At 72.2% G+C, this 21,288-nt stretch carries 19 protein-coding genes; 13 read left to right on the top strand and 6 right to left on the bottom strand.

Translation table 11 applies throughout. From position 1 onward, the window contains the following. Window positions 1-163 precede the first annotated feature (163 nt). The 4 genes from ispG (at window position 164) to SNA_RS30975 (ending at window position 4,740) form a co-directional block, all read left to right on the top strand. Complete coding sequence (gene ispG, locus SNA_RS30990) at window positions 164-1,321, top strand: flavodoxin-dependent (E)-4-hydroxy-3-methylbut-2-enyl-diphosphate synthase (RefSeq protein ID WP_051877511.1); 1,158 nt, start codon at window positions 164-166, stop codon at window positions 1,319-1,321. Window positions 1,322-1,493: 172 nt separating this feature from the next. Then, entirely contained in the window at window positions 1,494-2,339 is an 846-nt protein-coding gene (locus SNA_RS30985; RefSeq protein WP_030071573.1) for a GNAT family N-acetyltransferase, read from the top strand. Between the two features lie 41 nt (window positions 2,340-2,380). Next, a complete protein-coding gene (locus tag SNA_RS30980) occupies window positions 2,381-2,917 on the top strand; it encodes a GNAT family N-acetyltransferase (RefSeq protein ID WP_030071571.1) in 537 nt (178 codons plus the stop codon). Window positions 2,918-3,006: 89 nt separating this feature from the next. Beyond that, the gene (locus SNA_RS30975) at window positions 3,007-4,740 is read left to right on the top strand and encodes a proline--tRNA ligase (RefSeq protein WP_044367853.1); all 1,734 of its coding nucleotides are present in this window, start codon (window positions 3,007-3,009) and stop codon (window positions 4,738-4,740) included. Window positions 4,741-4,787: 47 nt separating this feature from the next. On the opposite strand, the gene SNA_RS30970 is transcribed toward SNA_RS30975, so the two are convergent. From SNA_RS30970 to SNA_RS30960, 3 genes are read right to left on the bottom strand one after another with little or no spacing between them, the layout of a single operon-like run. Further along, window positions 4,788-5,693, bottom strand: a complete 906-nt coding sequence (locus SNA_RS30970) for an aminoglycoside phosphotransferase family protein (RefSeq protein ID WP_044367851.1) — start codon at window positions 5,691-5,693, stop codon at window positions 4,788-4,790. A 25-nt stretch (window positions 5,694-5,718) separates the two neighbouring features. Continuing rightward, window positions 5,719-6,186 (bottom strand): ferritin-like domain-containing protein, encoded by a 468-nt coding sequence (locus tag SNA_RS30965; RefSeq protein ID WP_030071565.1) that lies wholly within the window; start codon window positions 6,184-6,186, stop codon window positions 5,719-5,721. 30 nt (window positions 6,187-6,216) lie between these two features. Then, the gene (locus SNA_RS30960; protein ID WP_044367849.1) at window positions 6,217-6,678 is read right to left on the bottom strand and encodes a hypothetical protein; all 462 of its coding nucleotides are present in this window, start codon (window positions 6,676-6,678) and stop codon (window positions 6,217-6,219) included. Between the two features lie 150 nt (window positions 6,679-6,828). Between SNA_RS30960 and rimP the strand changes: the two genes are divergently transcribed. From rimP to SNA_RS30920, 9 genes are all read left to right on the top strand, one after another. Next, window positions 6,829-7,326, top strand: coding sequence for a ribosome maturation factor RimP (gene rimP, locus SNA_RS30955; RefSeq protein ID WP_030071562.1), 498 nt, complete (start codon window positions 6,829-6,831; stop codon window positions 7,324-7,326). A gap of 2 nt (window positions 7,327-7,328) precedes the next feature. Then, complete coding sequence (nusA, locus tag SNA_RS30950) at window positions 7,329-8,321, top strand: transcription termination factor NusA (protein ID WP_030071558.1); 993 nt, start codon at window positions 7,329-7,331, stop codon at window positions 8,319-8,321. 111 nt (window positions 8,322-8,432) lie between these two features. After that, window positions 8,433-8,723, top strand: coding sequence for a YlxR family protein (locus SNA_RS40720; RefSeq protein WP_078970327.1), 291 nt, complete (start codon window positions 8,433-8,435; stop codon window positions 8,721-8,723). 178 nt (window positions 8,724-8,901) lie between these two features. Continuing rightward, window positions 8,902-12,015, top strand: coding sequence for a translation initiation factor IF-2 (gene infB / locus SNA_RS40715; RefSeq protein ID WP_078970326.1), 3,114 nt, complete (start codon window positions 8,902-8,904; stop codon window positions 12,013-12,015). A gap of 211 nt (window positions 12,016-12,226) precedes the next feature. Beyond that, complete coding sequence (locus SNA_RS30940) at window positions 12,227-12,520, top strand: DUF503 domain-containing protein (RefSeq protein WP_030071556.1); 294 nt, start codon at window positions 12,227-12,229, stop codon at window positions 12,518-12,520. A 64-nt stretch (window positions 12,521-12,584) separates the two neighbouring features. Beyond that, on the top strand, window positions 12,585-13,049 hold the full coding sequence (gene rbfA / locus SNA_RS30935; protein WP_030071555.1) for a 30S ribosome-binding factor RbfA: 465 nt from the start codon (window positions 12,585-12,587) through the stop codon (window positions 13,047-13,049). Beyond that, window positions 13,046-14,026: a tRNA pseudouridine(55) synthase TruB gene (gene truB, locus SNA_RS30930; RefSeq protein ID WP_078970325.1), complete on the top strand. Its 981-nt coding sequence runs from the start codon at window positions 13,046-13,048 to the stop codon at window positions 14,024-14,026. Before rbfA ends, truB begins: the two co-directional genes overlap by 4 nt. A gap of 434 nt (window positions 14,027-14,460) precedes the next feature. Next, window positions 14,461-15,408, top strand: coding sequence for a bifunctional riboflavin kinase/FAD synthetase (locus SNA_RS30925; RefSeq protein WP_044367845.1), 948 nt, complete (start codon window positions 14,461-14,463; stop codon window positions 15,406-15,408). Window positions 15,409-15,455: 47 nt separating this feature from the next. After that, a complete protein-coding gene (locus tag SNA_RS30920; protein WP_030071549.1) occupies window positions 15,456-16,043 on the top strand; it encodes a hypothetical protein in 588 nt (195 codons plus the stop codon). 106 nt (window positions 16,044-16,149) lie between these two features. Here SNA_RS30920 and SNA_RS30915 read toward each other — a convergent pair whose 3' ends face one another. From SNA_RS30915 to eccE, 3 genes are all read right to left on the bottom strand, one after another. Next, entirely contained in the window at window positions 16,150-18,723 is a 2,574-nt protein-coding gene (locus SNA_RS30915; protein WP_044367842.1) for an SCO5717 family growth-regulating ATPase, read from the bottom strand. A gap of 353 nt (window positions 18,724-19,076) precedes the next feature. Next, window positions 19,077-19,916, bottom strand: coding sequence for a hypothetical protein (locus SNA_RS30910; protein ID WP_030066656.1), 840 nt, complete (start codon window positions 19,914-19,916; stop codon window positions 19,077-19,079). Beyond that, window positions 19,916-21,142 (bottom strand): type VII secretion protein EccE, encoded by a 1,227-nt coding sequence (gene eccE / locus SNA_RS30905; RefSeq protein ID WP_030066655.1) that lies wholly within the window; start codon window positions 21,140-21,142, stop codon window positions 19,916-19,918. Before eccE ends, SNA_RS30910 begins: the two co-directional genes overlap by 1 nt. Window positions 21,143-21,288 lie beyond the last annotated feature (146 nt).

Here is a 21,288-nt window from a genome sequence, read left to right as displayed (position 1 = left end):
GGCGACGGCCGGACACCTCCGCGGCGTTTGGAGGCGTCCGGCCGTTCTCTTTCGAGGGGCCGCTGGAGCGCGATGTGCCTATCGACATACCGGTGCCGTAACCTCGGATGCCGGAGCCCGCCGAATCCGGGACCATGATCCACACCTTGGGGTTGCTCGTCAGATGACTGCCATTGCGCTGGGAATGCCGGACGTACCGGCCAAGCTCGCCGACCGCCGTGTCAGCCGCAAGATCCACGTCGGTACGGTCGCCGTGGGCGGGGACGCGCCCGTCTCGGTGCAGTCCATGACGACCACCCGCACCTCCGACATCGGCGCGACCCTCCAGCAGATCGCCGAGCTGACGGCCTCCGGCTGCCAGATCGTCCGGGTCGCCTGCCCCACCCAGGACGACGCCGACGCCCTGCCGGTCATCGCGAAGAAGTCGCAGATCCCGGTCATCGCGGACATCCATTTCCAGCCGAAGTACGTCTTCGCCGCGATCGACGCCGGCTGCGCGGCCGTCCGCGTCAACCCCGGCAACATCAAGCAGTTCGACGACAAGGTCAAGGAGATCGCCAAGGCGGCCTCCGACGCCGGCACCCCCATCCGCATCGGCGTCAACGCCGGATCCCTGGACCGCCGCCTGCTCCAGAAGTACGGCAAGGCCACCCCCGAGGCGCTGGTCGAGTCCGCGCTGTGGGAGGCGTCCCTCTTCGAGGAGCACGGCTTCCGCGACATCAAGATCTCGGTCAAGCACAACGACCCGGTCGTGATGGTCAACGCCTACCGCCAGCTCGCCGCCCAGTGCGACTACCCGCTCCACCTGGGCGTCACCGAGGCCGGGCCCGCCTTCCAGGGCACCATCAAGTCCGCCGTCGCCTTCGGCGCGCTGCTCAGCGAGGGCATCGGCGACACCATCCGCGTCTCGCTGTCCGCGCCGCCGGCCGAGGAGGTCAAGGTCGGCATCTCCATCCTGGAGTCGCTCAACCTCCGCCAGCGCCGCCTCGAGATCGTCTCCTGCCCCTCCTGCGGCCGCGCCCAGGTCGACGTCTACAAGCTCGCCGACGAGGTCACCGCGGGCCTGGAGGGCATGGAGGTGCCGCTGCGCGTCGCCGTCATGGGCTGCGTCGTCAACGGCCCCGGCGAGGCCCGCGAGGCCGACCTCGGCGTCGCCTCCGGCAACGGCAAGGGCCAGATCTTCGTCAAGGGCGAGGTCATCAAGACCGTCCCCGAGTCCAAGATCGTCGAGACCCTCATCGAAGAGGCGCTGAAGATCGCCGCACAGATGGAGGCCGACGGCGTCGCCTCCGGCGAGCCGGTCGTCACCGCCGCCGGCTGATCCCCCGCGAGCCCCCGAGCCCCGCCGCCCACCGGGTCGCGGGGCTCATCGCTGCCCGCCTGCGGGCAGCGGTCTCCGCGCGGGCCGGGTGCCCGCCCGCAGGGGGAGGTAAAGTGCCAAGACCTGCTCCCGCCTGGCCTCCCAGGCCCGTAACGGTGAGGCATTCCGACACGTGCTGACGACCACCACCATCAAGGTCCTCGAGCCCGGGGAGCTCGACGATGCGCTCGCGGTCCTGGACCGCGACCCGGTCGCCAACGCCTTCGTCGCCGCCCGTGTGCAGATCGCCGGGCTCGACCCCTGGCGCCTCGGCGGCGAGATGTGGGGCTGGTACGTCGGGGGACGGCTGGAATCGCTGTGCTACGCCGGCGCCAATCTCGTCCCGGTGTGCGCCACCTCGGAGGCCGTGCACGGTTTCGCCGAACGGGCGCGCCGCCAGGGCCGGCGCTGCTCCTCCGTCGTCGGCCCCGCCGGCCCCACCGCCGAGCTGTGGTCGCTGCTGGAGCCGTACTGGGGACCGGCCCGCGAGGTGCGCGCCCATCAGCCCCTGATGGTGACGTCCGCGCCGTCCGCCGAGATCCCGCCGGACCCCTACGTCCGCCGGATCCGCAAGAACGAGATGGACCTGATCATGCCGGCGTGCGTGGCCATGTTCACCGAAGAGGTCGGCATCTCCCCGATGGCCGGCGACGGCGGGCTGCTCTACCAGGCCCGGGTCGCCGAGCTGGTCGGCGCCGGGCGGTCCTTCGCCCGTATCGAGGACGGCAAGGTCATCTTCAAGGCCGAGATCGGCGCCGCGACACCGCGGGCCTGCCAGATCCAGGGGGTCTGGGTCGATCCCGCCTACCGGGGCAAGCGCCTTTCGGAAACGGGGATGGCGGCGGTGCTGCGCTATGCGCTCAGCGATGTGGCGCCGGTGGCCAGCCTGTACGTCAACGACTTCAACGCCGCGGCCCGTGCGGCGTACCGGAGGGTGGGGTTCCGGGAGGTCGGGGCCTTCATGAGCGTGCTGTTCTGAGCGGTGGTGCCGCCGTGTAACCGCCTTGTACGCTCGCGACCATGGATGACGTCGCGGTCGGCCCTCTCGATCTCGCCGCCCGCGTGGATGACGCGCTCGCGGTGCAGGCGCTGGCGTTCGGCCTGAGCCAGGACGAGGTCGCGGTACGGCGGCACATCGTGCTGCGCCATCTGGGCTGCCGCGGCGCGCGGGCCCTGGGGGCCACCACCCCCCAGGGGCACCTCGTCGGGTTCGTGTACGGAATGCCCAACGACCGGGCGCACTGGTGGTCCACCGTCGTCGAACCGTATCTGCGCAGCGAGCACCTCGATCACTGGCTGGACGACTCCTTCGTCATCACCGAGCTGCACGTCCACCCCGCCTACCAGGGCCGCGGCATCGGGCGGGCGCTGATCACCCGGATCACCGACGAGGTGGCCGAGCCGCGGTCGATCCTGTCCGCGATCGATGTGGAGAGCCCGGCCCGGGGGCTGTACCGGTCGCTCGGGTACCGCGATATCGCGCGACGGGTCCTGTTCCCGAGCGCGCCGACGCCGTACGCCGTGATGGGCGCGCCGCTTCCGCTGATACGGCCGTGAGCTTTTGGTGCGGCGGAACGCATTTCCGTGCGCCACACCCCTGCGGCTAACCTCCTGGGAGTCACCTTTCTTACGCAGGAGAAACTCCCATGGCCAACGCCGCACAGGTTCAGCGCATGTCCCGCTTGATGATCAAGACACTGCGCGAGGACCCGGCCGACGCCGAGACCGCCAGCCACAAGCTGCTCGTCCGCGCCGGGTACGTCCGCCGCTCCTCCGCCGGCATCTGGACGTGGCTGCCGCTGGGCAAGAAGGTCCTGGAGAACGTCTCCCGCATCGTCCGCGAAGAGATGGACGCCATCGGCGCCCAGGAAGTGCTGCTGCCGGCCCTGCTGCCCAAGGAGCCCTACGAGGTCAGCAACCGCTGGGAGGAGTACGGCGACCTCCTCTTCCGCCTCAAGGACCGCAAGGGCGCCGACTACCTCCTCGGCCCCACGCACGAAGAGATCTTCGCCCTCACCGTCAAGGACCAGTGCACGTCCTACAAGGACCTGCCGGTGATGCTCTACCAGATCCAGACCAAGTACCGCGACGAGGCCCGTCCCCGCTCCGGCGTGCTGCGCGGCCGCGAGTTCCAGATGAAGGACTCCTACAGCTTCGACGTCACCGACGAGGGGCTGGCGGAGTCCTACGCGCTGCACCGCGCCGCGTACGAGAAGATCTTCGCGCGCCTGGGCCTGGACTTCCGGATCGTCTCCGCCGTCTCCGGCGCGATGGGCGGCTCCGCGTCCGAGGAGTTCCTGGCGCCCGCGGCCGCCGGTGAGGACACCTTCGTCGACTGCCCGGCGTGTGACTACGCGGCCAACACGGAGGCCGTGACGGTCAAGGTCGAGCCGGTCGACGGCTCCGGCCACGGCCCCGTCGAGGAGCTGGACACCCCCGACACCCCGACCATCGAGAAGCTCGCCGAGCACCTCGGCGTCCCGGCCTCGGCGACGCTGAAGAACCTGCTGGTCAAGGTGACTGAGACATCAGCGGCTGGCGCCGCGGGTGAGATCGTCGCGGTGGGCGTCCCCGGCGACCGCGAGGTCGACCTCGGCAAGCTCGGCGAGCACCTCGCGCCGGCCGTCGTCGAACTGGTCACCGCCGAGGACTTCGTCGAGCGGCCGGAGCTGGTCCGCGGCTACGTGGGGCCGCAGGGCCTGGCGGGCAAGTCCTTCCGCTACCTCGCCGACCCGCGCGTCGCCTCCGGTACGGCCTGGATCACCGGAGCCAACAAGGAGGGCAAGCACGCCCGCAACGTCGTCGCGGGCCGTGACTTCGAGGTCGACGAGTACCTCGACGTGGTCGTCGTGGAGCCGGGCGACCCCTGCCCGAAGTGCGGCACCGGCCTGAGGATCGACCGCGCCATCGAGATCGGCCACATCTTCCAGCTCGGCCGCAAGTACGCCGACGCCTTCGAGCTCGACGTCCTCGGCCAGAACGGCAAGCCGGTACGGGTCACCATGGGTTCGTACGGCATCGGCGTCTCCCGTGCGGTGGCCGCCCTCGCCGAGCAGACCCACGACGAGGCCGGGCTGTGCTGGCCGCGCGAGGTCGCACCGGCCGATGTGCACGTCGTCGCGGCGGGCAAGGCCAAGCAGACCGAGCTGGCGCTGTCGGTGGGCGAGCAGCTGGGGGCCGCGGGGCTGCGGGTGCTGGTCGACGACCGGCCCGGCGTCTCGCCCGGTGTGAAGTTCACCGACGCGGAGCTGCTGGGCGTGCCGACGATCGTGGTCGCCGGGCGCCGGGCCGGTGAGGGCGTGGTCGAGGTCAAGGACCGGCGCACGGGCGAGCGCGAGGAGCTGACGGTCGAGGAGGCCGTGGCCAGGCTCAGCGCCTGAGGCGTACGGCGGTACCTACAGGGCCTGTCCGACCCGTCGGACAGGCCCTACAGCCAGGCCGCGAACTCCAGCAGCAGTTCGCCGCGCTGGCGGTCGCCGGCGGCCGTTTCGCGTACGGCGGTCAGGACGGCGCGGCACAGCGTCCAGTCGCGCAGGCGGTCGCGGTCCACGTCCAGGGAGTCGGCCAGCTTGGCCACGCGCCGGCGGGCGGCGGCCGCCGCGCCGGATCCCGCCATCAGGTCCTCGAAGCGGTCCAGGACGAGCGCGGCCAGGTCGTAGGCGCGCTCGCCGACCAGGGGCGCGGGACCGACGGCCAGCCACGGCGCGCGCTCGCCCGCCAGGACCTTGCCCTGGCGGAAGGCGCCGTGCAGCAGGAGGTGTTCGGTGGCCGTCGTGGGCAGGGCCTCGCGCAGTTCGCGCGCCTCCGCCAGGAGGGGCGCGGCGGCGGGGCTGTCGGCCTGCGCCGCGCTCAGCGTCCGCACGGCCTGCTCGGTCTGGCCGGCCAGGGTGGGGAAGGGGTGGTCGGGGCCCGGCTCCACCCACAGGCGGCGCACCGTGCCGGCCGCTTCCAGGAGGGCCTTGGCCTCGGGCAGCGAACGCAGGGACACCGCACCGTGCAGGCGTTCCAGCAGGAGCGCGCCGGTCGTCTCGTCGCGGCGCAGCAGCCGGACCGCGCCCCAGCCGTCCCATATGCCCAGGGCCTCGGCCTCGTGCGGCCGCCCCGGCGCGGGGAACTTCAGGGCCGCGGGGGTGCCGTCCTGTTGGCGTACGAGCGCCACCAGGCTGCTGCGGCCACCGGGGGAGTGCACCCGTTCCAGCGTCAGATCCCAGGACACCAGCTGCTCCTGAAGCAGCGTCGGAAGCGCGGCGAGCCACCGCCGCTGCGGACTTTCCGGATCGCTGCTCAGCGAACTCACCAACCGCTGGGGCGGTTCGATGGGTGCCGTTGCCATGCCTGAGCTGTCCCTTTCCGGTGGTTCACAGCGCGTTCGAGGGCGCGCTCGGGGACGGGGCCGGTGCACCGGCCGCCCGCTCCGCGAGCCCAGGGAAGGCTACGCCGCTGCCCCGCCAGCGCACCGACCGGACTGCCGCCTCCCGCAGCGCGGCCGCCGCGTCCAGGCGGCGGGACTTCTCCGCGGACCGTACGAGATCGGCGTAGACGGCCGCCAGCCGGTCCTCCAGCTCCGCTGCCAGGCGCAGTGCGGCCGCCGCGTCCGGGACGGGGAAGGGCAGCTCGTAGGCGGCCGCCGCGGCGTGCGGCGTGCCGCCCAGGTCCCGTACGGTGCGGCGCAGCGCGTCCCGCCGTGCGCGATGGGCGTCGTACGCCTCCTGGGCCTCCTTGCGGCGGGCCGGGGAGATCCGGCCGCCGACCACGCCGTAGCCGTACACGGCGGCGTATTCGGCCGCCAGGGCCGCCTGGGCCGCGGTGAGCTCTGTTGCTGTCATGGTGCGGATGCCTTCGGGGTGTTGTGGTGGTTACGACCTGGCCAGCAGATAGGCGTGGCCGGCGCCGGCGGCCGCCACGGAGGCCAGCAGGCGGGCCAGCTCGGGCGGGGCGCCGGGCAGCGCCCGGGTACGTCGGTCGGCCAGATTGCGCTCGGCTTCGGCCAGCTCCTTGCGGGCCGTCGGCGCGTCCGGTGCGGCTGGGGGGTGCGACACGCCGGTGCGCGGTTTCCCGGCGCCGAACGCCTCGGCGTGGCGGGCCACTTCGGCGCGCAGCGGCCGCAGGGCCGGTGCCAGGGCGGGGTGGGCGGCCAGGGCGGCGTCGTAGCGGGCCAGCAGCGCGGTGCTGTCCCGGGCGGCGCCTCGGCGCAGATGGTCGGCGGACGAGGAGCGTTCGGCCCGCTGGGGGGCCGGGTCCTCGGAACAGGCGGTGAGCCAGGCCGCGCCGCCGAGGGCGGCGGCGGTCAGCAGGGTCCTTCTTCGCGCGTGCGCCACATTCGGCTCCCGGGGTCTTTCGTTGTGATCACCGCAGGCGAGAGTATCCGTGCCCGCCCACCGAATCGTCAGTACCCCGCCGGAACAGATAGGCTTTGACCCGACACGCGATCTACCCACAACAGCACACGCGGCCGAGGAGTCACCCGGATGAGCACCACCCAGAACGAGAGGCTGCGCGGACTGCTTGAACCGCTCGTCGCCGCGCGAGACCTGGATCTGGAAGAGATCGAGGTGACCCCCGCGGGCCGGCGGAGGGTGCTGAGGATCGTGGTCGATTCCGACGACGGCGTCCAGCTGGACGACTGTGCGGCCGTCAGCCGCGAGGTGTCGCAGGCGCTGGACGAGACCGACGTGATGGGCGGCGCCCCCTACACCCTTGAGGTGACCTCTCCCGGCGCCGACCGGCCACTGACCGAGCTGCGGCACTACCGCCGCGCCGTCGGAAGGCTCATCAAGGCCCGGTTGAGTGACGGTGGCGAGCTCGTCGCGCGGATCATGTCCGTGGACGAGGACGGCCTCGATCTCGAGGTGCCGGGGGTCAAGGGCCGCAAGCCGACCGAGCGGCGGGTCGCGTTCGACGAGATCGAGCGGGCCCGGGTCGAGCTGGAATTCAGCCGTAAGGACGAGAAGAAGGAGGAGGCGTAGCCGTGGACATCGACATGAGTGCCCTGCGGGGTCTGGTGCGGGAGAAGGAGATCTCGTTCGACCTGCTGGTCGAGGCGATCGAGTCGGCCCTCCTCATCGCATACCACCGCACCGAGGGCAGCCGCCGGCGGGCGCGGGTGGAGCTGGACCGCAACACCGGCCATGTGACGGTGTGGGCGAAGGAGGACCCCGACGACCTGGAGGAGGGCGCCGAGCCGCGCGAGTTCGACGACACCCCCTCGGGTTTCGGCCGGATTGCGGCCACCACCGCCAAGCAGGTCATCCTCCAGCGGCTGCGGGACGCCGAGGAGGAGATCACCTTCGGCGAGTACGCCGGGCGCGAGGGCGATGTCGTCACCGGTGTGGTGCAGCAGGGCAAGGATCCCAAGAACGTGCTGGTCGACATCGGTCGGCTGGAGGCGATCCTGCCGGTGCAGGAGCAGGTGCCCGGTGAGGACTACGCACACGGCACGCGGCTGCGGTCGTATGTCGTGCGGGTCGTCAAGGGCGTGCGCGGGCCGTCGGTGACGCTGTCGCGGACCCACCCGAATCTGGTCAAGAAGCTGTTCGCGATGGAGGTCCCCGAGATCGCGGACGGGTCGGTGGAGATCGCCGCCATCGCGCGCGAGGCCGGGCACCGGACGAAGATCGCGGTGCGGTCGACGCGGTCCGGGCTGAACGCCAAGGGCGCCTGCATCGGGCCCATGGGCGGCCGGGTGCGGGCCGTGATGGCCGAGCTCAACGGCGAGAAGATCGACATCGTGGACTGGTCGGAGGATCCGGCCGAACTGGTCGCCCATGCGCTCTCCCCGGCGCGGGTGAGCAAGGTCGAGGTCGTCGACCTGGCGGCGCGCTCCGCGCGGGTGACCGTGCCCGACTACCAGCTGTCGCTGGCCATCGGCAAGGAAGGGCAGAACGCCCGCCTCGCCGCCCGGCTCACCGGCTGGCGGATCGACATCCGGCCCGATACGGAACAGCACGCTCCGCAGGAGTAGCCGTCCGGATGCGCCGCGGCCCTCTGACAGGGGCCGCGGCGGGAATTTTGTGCCGACGTTCGGGCTTTACCCCATCGGGGTGAGGTCGCTACGGGGAGGTAGACTTAAGCAGTGTCTGGCCGGACGCATGCCCGCGCATGCCCTGAGCGCACCTGTCTGGGTTGTCGGGAGCGAGCGGCCAAGGGCGATTTGCTGCGCATCGTGGTGATCGAGGGTGAGTGTGTCCCTGATCGGCGCGGTACGCTGCCCGGCCGGGGTGCGTATGTGCATCCCGCACCGGGCTGCCTCGACCTGGCGGTCCGCCGCCGGGCGTTTGCCCGGGCTTTTCGGGGCCCGGGACCGTACGACACGGCGGCTTTGCGCCGGGCCGTCGAGCGGGACGGGGCCACAGCGGCCCGTTAATGCAATGGCGCAAGCAGTAAAAGCACAGTAAGAACGCACAGCGCACGGAGAACCGTGCGGTCAGGTACCTCGCGAGTCGGAAGTAGGTCGAGATTGCGATGAGCACTCGATGAGTACGCGATGAGTACGCCCATGAAGTAGCGACGGTCCGGCGCAACCCGGACCTAAAAGGAGCGAAGTGGCTAAGGTCCGGGTATACGAACTCGCCAAGGAGTTCGGAGTTGAGAGCAAGGTCGTCATGGCCAAGCTCCAAGAACTCGGTGAGTTTGTCCGTTCGGCGTCCTCGACGATCGAGGCGCCGGTTGTTCGCAAGCTGACCGACGCTTTCCAGGCAGGCAGCGGCAGCGGCCGCGCCGCCGGGAAGCCCGCGGCGCCGCGCAAGTCGGCCCCCGCGAAGCCGTCGGCGCCCTCTCCGGCGCAGGCTGCGGGCACCTCCCCTGCCGCCAAGGCAGCGGGAGACCGTCCTGCCGCCCCGAAGCCGGGCGCCCCCAAGCCGGGCCCCGCGGCTCCGGCGCCGGCGCCGGCAGCCCCCGAGGCACCCAAGAGCAGCACCCCCTCCGCGGCGCCCACACCGGGCCCGCGCCCCACGCCGGCCCCCAAGGCGCCGGCCCCCAAGCCCGCTCCGGCCGCCCCCGCGCAGCCCGAGTTCCAGGCTCCGCCGGCCGCGCCCGCGTCCGGCCCCTCCGCCCCGCGTCCGGGCGCCGAGCGTCCGGCCCCGCGTCCCGGCGGCCGTCCCGGCCCCGGCCAGGGCGCTCCGGGCCGTGGCGGTGCCCCGCGTCCGGGTGCCGAGCGTCCGGGCCCCCGCTCGGGTGCCCGTCCCTCCGGTCCCCGTCCGGGCAACAACCCCTTCACCTCCGGCGGCTCGACGGGCATGGCCCGTCCGCAGGCCCCCCGTCCCGGCGGCGCCCCGCGTCCCGGTGGCCAGGGCGGCCCCGGTGGCCCGCGTCCGCAGGGCGGCGGCCAGGGCGGTCCCCGTCCCCAGGGCCAGGGCGGCGCGCGTCCGACCCCCGGTGGTATGCCCCGTCCGCAGGGTGCGGCTCCCGGCGGCGCCGGTCCGCGTCCCGGCGGCGGTAACCGTCCGAACCCGGGCATGATGCCGCAGCGTCCGGCTGCCGGCCCGCGTCCGGGCCCCGGTGGCGGCGGCGGTCGCGGTCCCGGCGGTGCCGGTCGTCCCGGTGGTGGCGCCGGTCGTCCCGGTGGCGGCGGCGGTTTCGCCGGTCGTCCCGGTGGTGGCGGCGGTCGTCCGGGTGGCGGCGGCGGTTTCGCCGGTCGTCCCGGTGGCGGCGGTCCCGGTGGTGGCGGCGGCTTCGGCGGCGGTCGTCCCGGCTTCGCCGGTCGTCCCGGCGGCCCCGGTGGCCGTGGTGGCACGCAGGGTGCGTTCGGCCGTCCCGGCGGTCCGGCGCGTCGTGGCCGCAAGTCGAAGCGCCAGAGGCGTCAGGAGTACGAGGCCATGCAGGCCCCGTCGGTCGGCGGCATCATGCTGCCGCGCGGCAACGGTGCGACGGTTCGCCTGTCGCGCGGTGCCTCGCTGACGGACTTCGCGGAGAAGATCAACGCCAACCCGGCGTCGCTGGTCCAGGTCATGCTGAACCTCGGCGAGATGGTCACCGCGACCCAGTCGGTCTCCGACGAGACGCTCCAGCTGCTCGCCGACGAGATGAACTACGTCGTCGAGATCGTCAGCCCGGAGGAGGAGGACCGCGAGCTGCTCGAGTCCTTCGACATCGAGTTCGGCGAGAACGAGGGCGGCGAGGAGATGCTCGTCTCCCGTCCGCCGGTGGTGACCGTCATGGGTCACGTCGACCACGGTAAGACCCGACTGCTGGACGCCATCCGCAAGACCAACGTGGTCGCGGGCGAGGCCGGCGGTATTACGCAGCACATCGGTGCGTACCAGGTCACGACCCAGGTCAACGACGAAGACCGCGCGATCACCTTCATCGACACCCCCGGTCACGAGGCGTTCACCGCCATGCGTGCCCGTGGTGCCAAGTCGACCGACATCGCGATCCTCGTGGTGGCGGCCAACGACGGCGTCATGCCGCAGACGATCGAGGCGCTCAACCACGCCAAGGCGGCCGACGTCCCGATCGTGGTCGCGGTCAACAAGATCGATGTCGAGGGCGCCGACCCGACCAAGGTGCGCGGTCAGCTGACCGAGTACGGCCTGGTGGCCGAGGAGTACGGCGGCGACACCATGTTCGTCGACATCTCCGCCCGCCAGGGCACCAACATCGAGGAGCTCCTCGAGGCCGTCGTCCTCACCGCGGACGCCTCGCTCGACCTGCGCGCCAACGCGGAGCAGGACGCGCAGGGCATCGCGATCGAGGCCCACCTCGACCGCGGCCGCGGCGCCGTGGCGACCGTCCTGGTCCAGCGCGGCACGCTGCGCGTCGGCGAGACCATGGTCGTCGGCGACGCCTACGGCCGGGTCCGGGCGATGCTCGACGACAAGGGCAACCACGTCGAGGAAGCGGGTCCCTCGACCCCCGTCCTGGTCCTGGGTCTGACCAACGTCCCGGGCGCCGGCGACAACTTCCTGGTGGTCGACGAGGACCGTACGGCCCGTCAGATCGCCGAGAAGCGCGCGGCACGCGAGCGCAACGCGGCCTTCGCCAAGCGCACCCGCCGGGTGTCCATGGAGGACCTCGACAAGGTGCTCAAGGCCGGCGAGATCCAGCAGCTCAACCTCATCATCAAGGGCGATGCGTCCGGTTCGGTGGAGGCTCTCGAGTCCTCGCTGCTCCAGCTCGATGTGGGCGAGGAGGTCGACATCCGCGTGCTGCACCGCGGCGTGGGTGCGGTCACCGAGTCCGACATCAACCTGGCGACCGGCTCCGACGCGATCGTGATCGGCTTCAACGTGCGCGCCGAGGGGCGTGCCACGCAGCTGGCCGAGCGCGAGGGCGTCGACGTCCGCTACTACTCGGTCATCTACCAGGCGATCGAGGAGATCGAGGCGGCGCTCAAGGGCCTGCTCAAGCCGGAGTACGAGGAGGTCGAGCTCGGTACGGCGGAGATCCGCGAGGTCTTCAAGTCGTCCAAGCTGGGCAACATCGCGGGTGTCCTCATCCGCTCCGGCGAGGTCAAGCGCAACACCAAGGCGCGCCTCATCCGCGACGGCAAGGTGGTCGCGGAGGACCTCAACATCCAGGGTCTGCGTCGCTTCAAGGACGACGTCACCGAGATTCGCGAAGGTTTCGAGGGCGGTATCAACCTCGGCAACTACAACGACATCAAGGTCGACGACGTCATCGCGACGTACGAGATGCGGGAGAAGCCGCGCGGCTGATGCCGCAGCCCGCGCGTAGCGCGGTCCACCAGAGGTGGTGGCCGGGCGACGGGTGGGCGCTTCACCGGGGCCGGTCGGCGGAGGAAATCCGTCGATCGGCCCCGGCCGTTGCGTGTACGGTGCGAAGGACCCACGGTTCGGATGATCCGTACGCCCCCGGCCACCGCCGGAGGTGACCCCAAGGCCCCACGGGTGGCTTTACCCGTCGTGCATGTACGTAGGGACGCTGTCCTTCGACCTGCTTCTCGGCGACGTACGGTCGCTGAAGGAGAAGCGCTCGGTCGTCCGCCCGATCGTCGCCGAGCTGCACCGCAAATTCGCGGTGAGCGTGGCCGAGGTCGGGGACCAGGACCTGTACCGCAGGGCCACTATCGGCCTGGCGGTGGTGTCCGGGGACGCCGGGCATCTGACGGATGTCATGGACCGCTGCGAGCGCCTGGTCGCCGCACGGCCCGAAGTGGAGCTGCTGTCGGTGCGCCGACGGCTGCACGGCGACGACGACTGACCCGCAAGGGGCATCGCGCCGCCGGTGGAAGCACAATTGTGAAAGACAAGAAGGAGACGGACCAGTGGCCGACAATGCGCGGGCGAAGAAGCTGGCGGACCTCATCCGGGAGGTGGTCGCCCAGAAGCTCCAGCGTGGCATCAAGGACCCGCGGCTCGGTTCGCACGTGACCATCACGGACACCCGGGTCACCGGCGACCTGCGGGAGGCTACGGTCTTCTACACGGTCTACGGGGACGACGAGGAGCGGGCCAGCGCGGCCGCGGGCCTCGAAAGCGCCAAGGGCATCCTGCGCTCAGCGGTCGGGGCGGCGGCCGGCACCAAGTTCACGCCGACCCTGTCGTTCGTGGCGGACGCCCTCCCGGACAACGCCCGGACCATCGAGGACCTGCTCGACAAGGCGCGGGCCTCGGACGCCAAGGTGCGCGAGGTCTCCTCGGGCGCCCAGTACGCCGGCGAGGCCGACCCGTACCGCAAGCCGGGCGAAGACGCCGACGAGGCGGACGACGAGGGCCGAGCGGCAGAATGAAGCGTGAGAGCAACAAGCCATCCGAGAGGGGCGAGCGCGCAGCGCTCTCCGGCAAGGGTGGTGGTGGGCGACGGGCGGGCCTTGTGATTGTCGACAAGCCGGCCGGTTTCACTTCGCACGACGTCGTCGCGAAGATGCGCGGTATGGCCCGCACCCGCCGGGTCGGGCATGCCGGCACGCTCGACCCGATGGCCACGGGCGTCCTCGTCCTCGGCATCGAGCGAGCCACCAAGCTGCTCGGTCATCTGGCGCTGACGGAGAAGGAGTACGTCGGCACGATCCGGCTCGGCCAGACGACGGTGACCGATGACGCGGAGGGCGAGATCACCGCGTCCAAGGCGGCGCACGGCCTCGCCCGGGAGGACATCGACGCGGGGATCGCCGCGCTGTCCGGGGCGATCATGCAGGTGCCGTCGAAGGTCAGCGCCATCAAGATCGACGGCAAGCGGTCCTACTCGCGGGTGCGCGACGGCGAGGACGTGGAGATCCCGGCCCGGCCGGTGACCGTCTCCTCGTTCGTCCTGTATTCGGTGACCGAGACCGAGGCGGCGGACGGCACCCCGGTGACCGACCTGCTGGTCTCGGTGGAGTGCTCCTCCGGTACGTACATCCGCGCCCTGGCCCGCGACCTGGGCGCCGGGCTCGGGGTCGGCGGCCATCTGACGGCGCTGCGGCGCACCCGGGTGGGCCCGTACAAGCTGGACCGGGCGCGCACCCTGGAGCAGCTCCAGGCTGCGGTGGACGACGCCGAGGGCCCGGGGCTGCCGGTCATGCCGATCGGGGAGGCGGCGGCCGCGGCGTTCACCCGCTGGGACGTGGCCGAGCCGCAGGCGCGGCTGCTGATGAACGGTGCCCGGATCCCGATCCCGCGCTTCGAGGCCGAGGGCCCCGTGGCGGCGTTCGGGCCGGACGGCACGTTCCTGGCGCTGGTGGAGAACCAGGGCGGGAAGGCGAAGAGCCTGGCCGTCTTCGGCTGACGCGGGAGACGGCGGGGTGCGGCGGTGGCCGGTTCCGGTGCGCGCAGGCGTACGGGACCGGCCACCGGCCGTTTGCGGACGCCGCGGGGCCGCCGGGCCCCGGGGGAGGTGGTGGACCGCCGACCGGCCGGATGGGCGTGGGCGCGGCCCGCGGTCCACCATCCCCCTCGCCTTGACTCTGTCCATCGCGGTGCGGTGATTCACTCCTTCGGCGCGGCGCTCGGAGTGAATCACCGCGCGGAAGGGGGCGCTTTTGCCGCCATCCCCTCGGCGGGACACCGGAGTTGGCGTTCCGCGCGGCGCCCGTGGCGGCCCCGGAGCGCCTGCGGGAGACCCTTCGCGCGAAGCACCTCCCCGGGCATGGCAGTCTTAGACCTGCGTCATGGCGAAATGGCGCTTGGGACGGACAAGGGTTCGGGCGAGGAGCGGGCACAGTGCAGCGCTGGCGTGGCTTGGAGGACATCCCCGAGGGCTGGGGACGCAGCGTCGTCACCATCGGCTCGTACGACGGTGTGCACCGCGGCCACCAATTGATCATCGGCAAGGCCGTCGAGCGCGCCCGTGAGCTGGGCGTTCCCGCGGTGGTCGTCACCTTCGACCCGCACCCGAGCGAGGTGGTGCGCCCCGGCACCCATCCGCCGCTGCTCGCACCGCACCACCGGCGTGCGGAGCTGATGGCGGAGCTGGGCGTGGACGCCGTGCTGATCCTGCCGTTCACCAAGGAGTTCTCGCAGCTGGCGCCGGCCGACTTCGTGGTCAAGGTCCTGGTGGACAAGTTGCACGCCCGGCTCGTCGTCGAGGGCCCCAACTTCCGCTTCGGCCACCGGGCGAGCGGCACCGTCGACACCCTCGCCGAGCTCGGCCGGACCTACGACTTCACGGTGGAGATCATCGACCTCTTCGAACGCGGTACGGCGGGCGGCGGCGAGCCGTTCTCCTCCACCCTGGTCCGCCGGCTGGTCGCCGAGGGCGATATGACCGGCGCGCGGGAGGTCCTGGGCCGGCCGCACCGCGTCGAGGGCGTCGTCGTACGGGGCGCCCAGCGCGGCCGCGAGATGGGCTTCCCCACCGCCAACGTGGAGACCCTGCCGCACACCGCCATCCCCGCCGACGGCGTCTATGCGGGCCTGCTGCACGTCGAGGGCGAGGCGATGCCTGCGGCGATCTCCGTCGGCACCAACCCGCAGTTCGACGGCAAGGTCCGCACCGTCGAGGCCTACGCCATCGACCGCGTCGGCCTGGACCTGTACGGCCTGCACGTCGCCGTCGACTTCCTCGCCTATATCCGCGGCCAGGAGAAGTTCGACACCCTCGACGCGCTGCTGGAGCGGATGGCGATCGATGTGAAGCAGGCGCGGGACCTGATCGCCGCGGCGGACTGACGCGACGCAGCCGGGGACACTCGGGGGAAGAAAGCCGGGGGAACAGCGTGAAACTGCCGGAACTGACGCCGCTCGCGACGGCACCGTCGCTGCCCCGGCCCGGACCCGGTGGCCGGGTGCTGGGTGCCGTGTTCTTCGTCCTCGCCCTGGTCGTGTTCGGCCTGGCGTGCTCCCGTATCGCGTATGCCGGCGGATTGGCCGGGTCGCCCGGCACCCTGACGGCCACGAGCTGCCACGCCCTGCGAGCGGCCGGGAGCAGCCACCCCACCAGCGGGCCCACCGTGTGTGAGGGCACCTTCCGCTCCGACGACGGCCGCAGCACGGACGAGGTGGCGACGGTCCGGGCGGACGCGACACCGGGCGACCGGATCGCCGTGCAGGGGGCGGACGGCGAGTATGTGCGCACCGGTCCCGGCGAAGTGGCCCGCTGGATCGCGCTGTTCTTCTCCGGGTGGCTGGTGGCCGCCTTCGGCGTGCCCTTCGCCGCGACCGGGATGCTGCCGCGGAGCGGTGTCCAGGCGGCCCTGATCAACCGCTCGGTGTCCGGCACGCGGGCCGGGACGGTACGCAACCGGCTCTACCTGGTGGGCCTCGGGGGCGCGGCGGTGAGCCTGCTGGTGACCTGGATGCTGTGACCCTGATCCGGTGGTGGTGGGCTCTGAGCAGTTGTGGTGACCCTGTGCACGTGAAGGGCCCCGCACCAGGTGCGGGGCCCTTCGCCTGTTTTTCGCTACGTCCGGCTCACTGCGGAGGCGGCTGCTGGGTCCAGCCGCCGCCGTCCGGCAGGGGAGCGTCCGGCGCCGGCTGTTGCTGCTGCCAGCCGGACGGGGGCTGGCCGGGCTGCTGCTGCCAGCCGCCCTGCTGCGGGGGGTAACCGGCGGGCGGCTGCGCGGGCTGGCCCTGCTGCTGCGGATAGCCCTGCTGCGGCTGCTGGCCCTGCTGCGGCTGCTGGCCCTGCTGGGCGTACTGCTGCTGGGCGTACGGGTCGCCGCCCATCTGCTGTTGCGCGTACATGCCCTGCGCCTGCTGCTGGCGTGCGAAGTCCTCGGCCACCAGGGCGGAGAGGTGGAAGTACGCCTCGCGGGTCTTGGGCCGCATCATGTCGAGATCGACCTCGGCGCCGGCGGCGAGATGCTCGTCGAAGGGGACGACGACCACACCGCGGCAGCGCGTCTCGAAGTGCGACACGATGTCGTCGATCTTGATCATCTTGCCGGTCTCGCGGACCCCGGAGATGACCGTGATACCGCGCTGTACCAGGTCGGCGTAGCCGTGTGCGGACAGCCAGTCCAGCGTCGTACTGGCGCTGCTCGCACCGTCCACGGACGGGGTGGAGATGATGATCAACTGGTCGGCGAGGTCGAGGACCCCGCGCATCGCGCTGTAGAGCAGGCCGGTACCCGAGTCGGTGAGGATGATCGGGTACTGCTTGCCCAGGATGTCGATCGCCCGGCGGTAGTCGTCGTCGTTGAAGGTCGTCGAGACGGCCGGGTCGACGTCGTTGGCGAGGATCTCCAGACCCGAGGGGGCCTGCGAGGTGAACCGGCGGATGTCCATGTAGCTGTGCAGATGCGGAATCGCCTGCACCAGGTCACGGATGGTCGCACCGGTCTCGCGGCGCACCCGTCGGCCGAGCGTGCCGGCGTCCGGGTTGGCGTCGATCGCCAGGATCTTGTCCTGCCGCTCGGAGGCCAGGGTGGAGCCCAGCGCGGTGGTCGTCGTGGTCTTGCCGACGCCGCCCTTGAGGCTGATCACCGCGATCCGGTAGCAGGACATCACCGGCGTACGGATCAGCTGGAGCTTCTGCTGACGCTCCTCCAGCTCCTTCTTCGCGCCCAGCTTGAACTTCGACGGCTGCGCGTTGGCACCCGGCTTGCGCTTCTTGGGCTGGTTGCGCAGCAGGCGGTCGGAGGTCAGCTCGACGGCGGCGCTGTAGCCGAGCGGTGCGCCCGGGGCCGACCGCTGGGGCTGCTGCTGGCCGGGCTGCGAGTACTGGGCGTAGTTCGCCGCGGCGTTGGGGTCGACGCCCTGCTGACCGGGGAACGGCTGGGGCTGCTGCGGCTGTTGCTGCTGCTGGGCCTGCTGCTGTGCGTGCTGGGCCTGGGCGGCGGCCTGCTGCTGGGCCTGCGCCTGGGCCTGGGCCGCCTGCTGGGCCTGCGCCTGCTGCTGGTCGTATGCGGGCTGCTGCTGCGGCTGCTGCTGGCCCTGCTGCGGGTAGGGCTGCTGCTGCGGATAGCCGTAAGCGGGCTGCTGCTGCGCCGCATTGGGGTTCTGCTGCGGCTGCTGGGCCTGCTGCTGGGGGTAGCCGTAGGCGGGCTGCGGATAGCCGTACGCGGGCTGCTGCTGCGGCTGCTGGGCCTGCTGCGGGTACCCCTGCGGCTGCTGCTGGGCCTGCTGCGGATAGCCCTGCTGGGGCTGCTGCTGCGCTGCCTGCTGCTGCACGGGGGCCTGCTGGGGCTGCTGGGCCTGCTGCGGGGCCTGCGGCTGACCGGCCTGGGCCAGCCGCGGGTCCGCGGGCTGGAACTCCGGCGGCAGCGGCGGCAGTTGGCCCTGCTGCTGTGGCTGCTGCTGGCCGTCCGCGGCCCAGGGAGCGCCCTGCTGCGGTGCTCCCTGCTGGGGCTGCTGCTGGGCCTGCTGCGGCGGTACGGGGGCCTGCTGCGGGGCGGCCTCCGGCTGCGGCTGGGCCTGCGCGGGGACGCCCTGCTGCGGCTGCGGCTGCGGCTGCGCGGGGGCCTGCTGGGCCGGTGCGGCCTGGGCCTCGGCGGGCCTGGGCTGCTCGGGCGCCTGCGGCGCGGGCGCCTCAGGCTGCGCCGCAGACGCCTCCGCCGGCGCGTCCTGCGCCTGCGGCTCGTCGTCGTCATCGTCGTCCCACAGCGAGGCCGAGGGATCGACACCGGTGCCCGAACGCACCCGGTCCTCGCCGGAGCCACCGCCGGACGCGGCCGGGGCGGCCTCCGGGGTCTGCGGCGCGGCGGCAGGGGCCCCGTCGGCGGGCTCGTTGGGGCGCAGCGTCGGGAACCCGGGCGGCGCGGCGTCCGCCGGCGCCGGCGCACCCTGGGCCGGGCCGCCCTGCGGCGGCACACCGGGCGGGCCCTGCGGCGGCCCCGCCTGCGGCTGCCCGGTGGGCCCCGCCTCGGGCGCTGGTGCGGGCGCAGGAGGCTGCGCGGCGGCGGCACCGGCGCCTCCGCTGGTGTCGTTGCTGGCATACCAGGCCGGAGCGGCAAAATCGATCTTGAATTCGCCGGTCAGATCGAACTCGGACTGGTCATCGTCAGGATCGTTCCCGTCCGGACGGAAAGCCTCCTGGTCCCTCACTGTGCCTCCTGGTCTACTGCTGCAACGCACCTGAACGGCAGGACCGGATACAGGCGGATCGATCGGATGAATCGGATGTCGTGGACGTCGGAACACACCACTCGGGGCTGCGCCAACACTGCTTGTCTCCATCCCCGGACCGACTGCCGTCACCGACTGCCGTAGTCATGTGCTTCGGCGCTCTGCGCGCACTGGACACAGCCTAATCAAGAGTCGGCCCATAACGGCAGTCGGTGTCATGTCGTCTTCGAGCCCCGTTGGCACACCTACGGGCGCATCCGAGGATGCGCCCGTGGTTTCGTGCCTCCGGCCGGCCGCGCGCACCACATGCGCACGACCGGCCCCGGCCGTGGTCAGTCCATCCGGCGCGGCCCGCCGAGCAGCTGGGTCTCCGCCTCGGTCGGCTGGGTCATGACGAACTGGTGGCCGTCGCGCGAGGCCCACAGCATGGCGTTGTCGCTGAGCGTCGGCAGCACCGCGCCGACCTGCTCGGGCAGCCGCATGATGCGCGTCACAACCTCCGCCTCCTCGGGGGAGAGCCGCTGGAGGCCGACCAGGTCGACGCGGGCGAGCATCTGCGGCGAACGCGGGCCCAGGAACGGCAGCACCGTGAGCACCGACTGCCAGGGGCTGGGCGCGAGTTGATTGCGCGGCGGCCGGGCACCCATGTCCCGGACGACCAGCACGGGGCTGGAAACCGACGGTCCCTGCGGCGCGATCTGGCGCACCTCGTGGATCGACACGCACTGCTGCCCGCCGCCCGCGGCCTGCGCCATCTGCCCCCATGCCTGCGGCCGCGCGGTCTCCACCGCGACCCGCGCACCAGTGGCGACCGTACGCAGCGCCAGCACCTGGGCCATCCACATGCTGCCGATCAGCGCGATCTCGATCGGCGCCGGGCGCAGCATGCTGAGCACCGCGGGCTGGTTCTGCGGATCGATACCGATGATCACGCCGTCGTCGCCGACCGGCAGCGTCAGCGCACCGAGCGACTCGGCCGTCAGCACATGCGCGTTGCGGCGCGGCCCGCGCAGCCCGAAGCCGGGCCGGGGCTTGGGCCCGGTGGGGCCGGACTGCTCCTCCTCCGGGCGGGGCTGGTGGTTGAGCCGGCGGCCGTTGTCGGAGCCGATCGGAGCGTTGCGCCAGCCGTCGCTCTGGACGGTGACGCGGGACTGGTAGGTGGGAGTGGCCATCAGCGGGTACCTCCGAGGGGAAGCGTGGCCAGCAGGCCGGGCAGCTGCTCGCGGTCGAGCCGTACGAGACCGACCTTCACGGAACCGGAGCGGCGCTCCAACTCATTCTGCGCCGCGGTGAGTTCGTTGTCGCTGCGGGTCGACAGCCGGATGTAGCCGGTGATGGCCGGCAGGCGGCCGCTGCCGTGCGTGGCGGTCAGCGAGAAGGTGCTGGCCATCGCGCGGGTGCTGGTCAGCAGCTGGGTGATGGCGGCCAACGGGGCACCGCCCTGGCCCAGTTGGGGCCACCGGCCGATCCAGTAGGTGGAGTGCCAGCGGTCGTCGCAGCGCATCGCCCGGGTCGTCTCCTGGGTACGGCGGCCGGCCCGGCCGCCGCCTCCCATCGCGCCGTTGGCGGCCCGCGGGCTCACACACACGGCGGTGCCGACCGCGGCCACGACCTCACGCTCGTTGAGCACCTTGGCGCGTACGCCCCGTGCGGTGAGCCGGCTGACGAGCTGGTCGGCGGCGCGCAGCAGCGAGCGCTGGGCGCCCTCCACCCCGCCGCCGCGGGCCTCGATGGCCTCGGCGCACAGCTCCGGGTCCAGCTTCAGCGCGATCCACGACAGCTGCACGGCCGGCGTCTGCGACTGCGCCTGCAACGGCGCGTACGAACGGGCCGCGACGGCCTGCTCGGGCAGATGCGGCGCCGGCGCCGGCTGGGTGTACTGCACGAACTGCACCGATTCCAGGTGGATGTCCTCCACGTCCAGCGCGGTGTGCAGCACGTCCAGCGGCAGCATGTGGCTGCCACGGTGCGGCCGCAGCGGTTCGTCGCGGGCGGTCACCTGCACGATGGCCGTCAGGAACGTGCCGTCGCCGACGAATCCGATGGCGCGCTGGTCCGACTCGGTCGTGTACTCGTACGTCCGCAGCGCCGGCTCGCACTCGACGACGGGCGCCAGCGCCGGGTCGACGTTCTGCGTGGCGGCGAGCGCCGCGGAGCTGTTCTTGCCGCGGCGCTTCATCGCCTGGACCGTCGTGATCCATTCCGGCAGCGGAATCTTGCGCCGCCGGCCGAGCGCGAAGACGACCAGCAGCGCCGCCACCACGACGGCCGCGGTCAGGGCGGCGGGGTGGATCGTCCAGCCCACCAGCACCAGCGCGGCGGCGAGTTCGATGATGGCCAGTTGCTGTACCCGGACACCGCCGATGGTGCCGGCCTGCTGGCGCAGCCGCGGTGCCACCGGACCGGCCGGGCGGGCAGCGGAACTCCGGCCTCTATTTCGCCTATTGCCCGGCGCTGTGTCGTTTTGGCCGGCATTTCCCGCGTATTGCGGTGCAGCGGATGCTTGTTGCTGCTGTTGCCGCCCGTTGCGGCGTCGAGCCCTGG

This window comes from Streptomyces natalensis ATCC 27448, assembly GCF_000935125.1.
Lineage (GTDB): Bacteria > Actinomycetota > Actinomycetes > Streptomycetales > Streptomycetaceae > Streptomyces > Streptomyces natalensis.
The sequence above is the reverse complement of the archived record's forward strand: the minus strand, read 5'-3'. Positions and strand labels throughout refer to the sequence as shown.

Bases quoted from the DNA above. Each gene is read 5' to 3' on its own strand.
- ispG (WP_051877511.1), top strand. From the start codon at position 164: ATGACTGCCATTGCGCTGGGAATGCCGGACGTACCGGCCAAGCTCGCC.
- SNA_RS30980 (WP_030071571.1), top strand. From the start codon at position 2,381: ATGGATGACGTCGCGGTCGGCCCTCTCGATCTCGCCGCCCGCGTGGAT.
- SNA_RS30975 (WP_044367853.1), top strand. From the start codon at position 3,007: ATGGCCAACGCCGCACAGGTTCAGCGCATGTCCCGCTTGATGATCAAG.
- SNA_RS30970 (WP_044367851.1), bottom strand. From the start codon at position 5,693: ATGGCAACGGCACCCATCGAACCGCCCCAGCGGTTGGTGAGTTCGCTG.
- SNA_RS30965 (WP_030071565.1), bottom strand. From the start codon at position 6,186: ATGACAGCAACAGAGCTCACCGCGGCCCAGGCGGCCCTGGCGGCCGAA.
- rimP (WP_030071562.1), top strand. From the start codon at position 6,829: ATGAGCACCACCCAGAACGAGAGGCTGCGCGGACTGCTTGAACCGCTC.
- SNA_RS30940 (WP_030071556.1), top strand. From the start codon at position 12,227: ATGTACGTAGGGACGCTGTCCTTCGACCTGCTTCTCGGCGACGTACGG.
- truB (WP_078970325.1), top strand. From the start codon at position 13,046: ATGAAGCGTGAGAGCAACAAGCCATCCGAGAGGGGCGAGCGCGCAGCG.
- SNA_RS30910 (WP_030066656.1), bottom strand. From the start codon at position 19,916: ATGGCCACTCCCACCTACCAGTCCCGCGTCACCGTCCAGAGCGACGGC.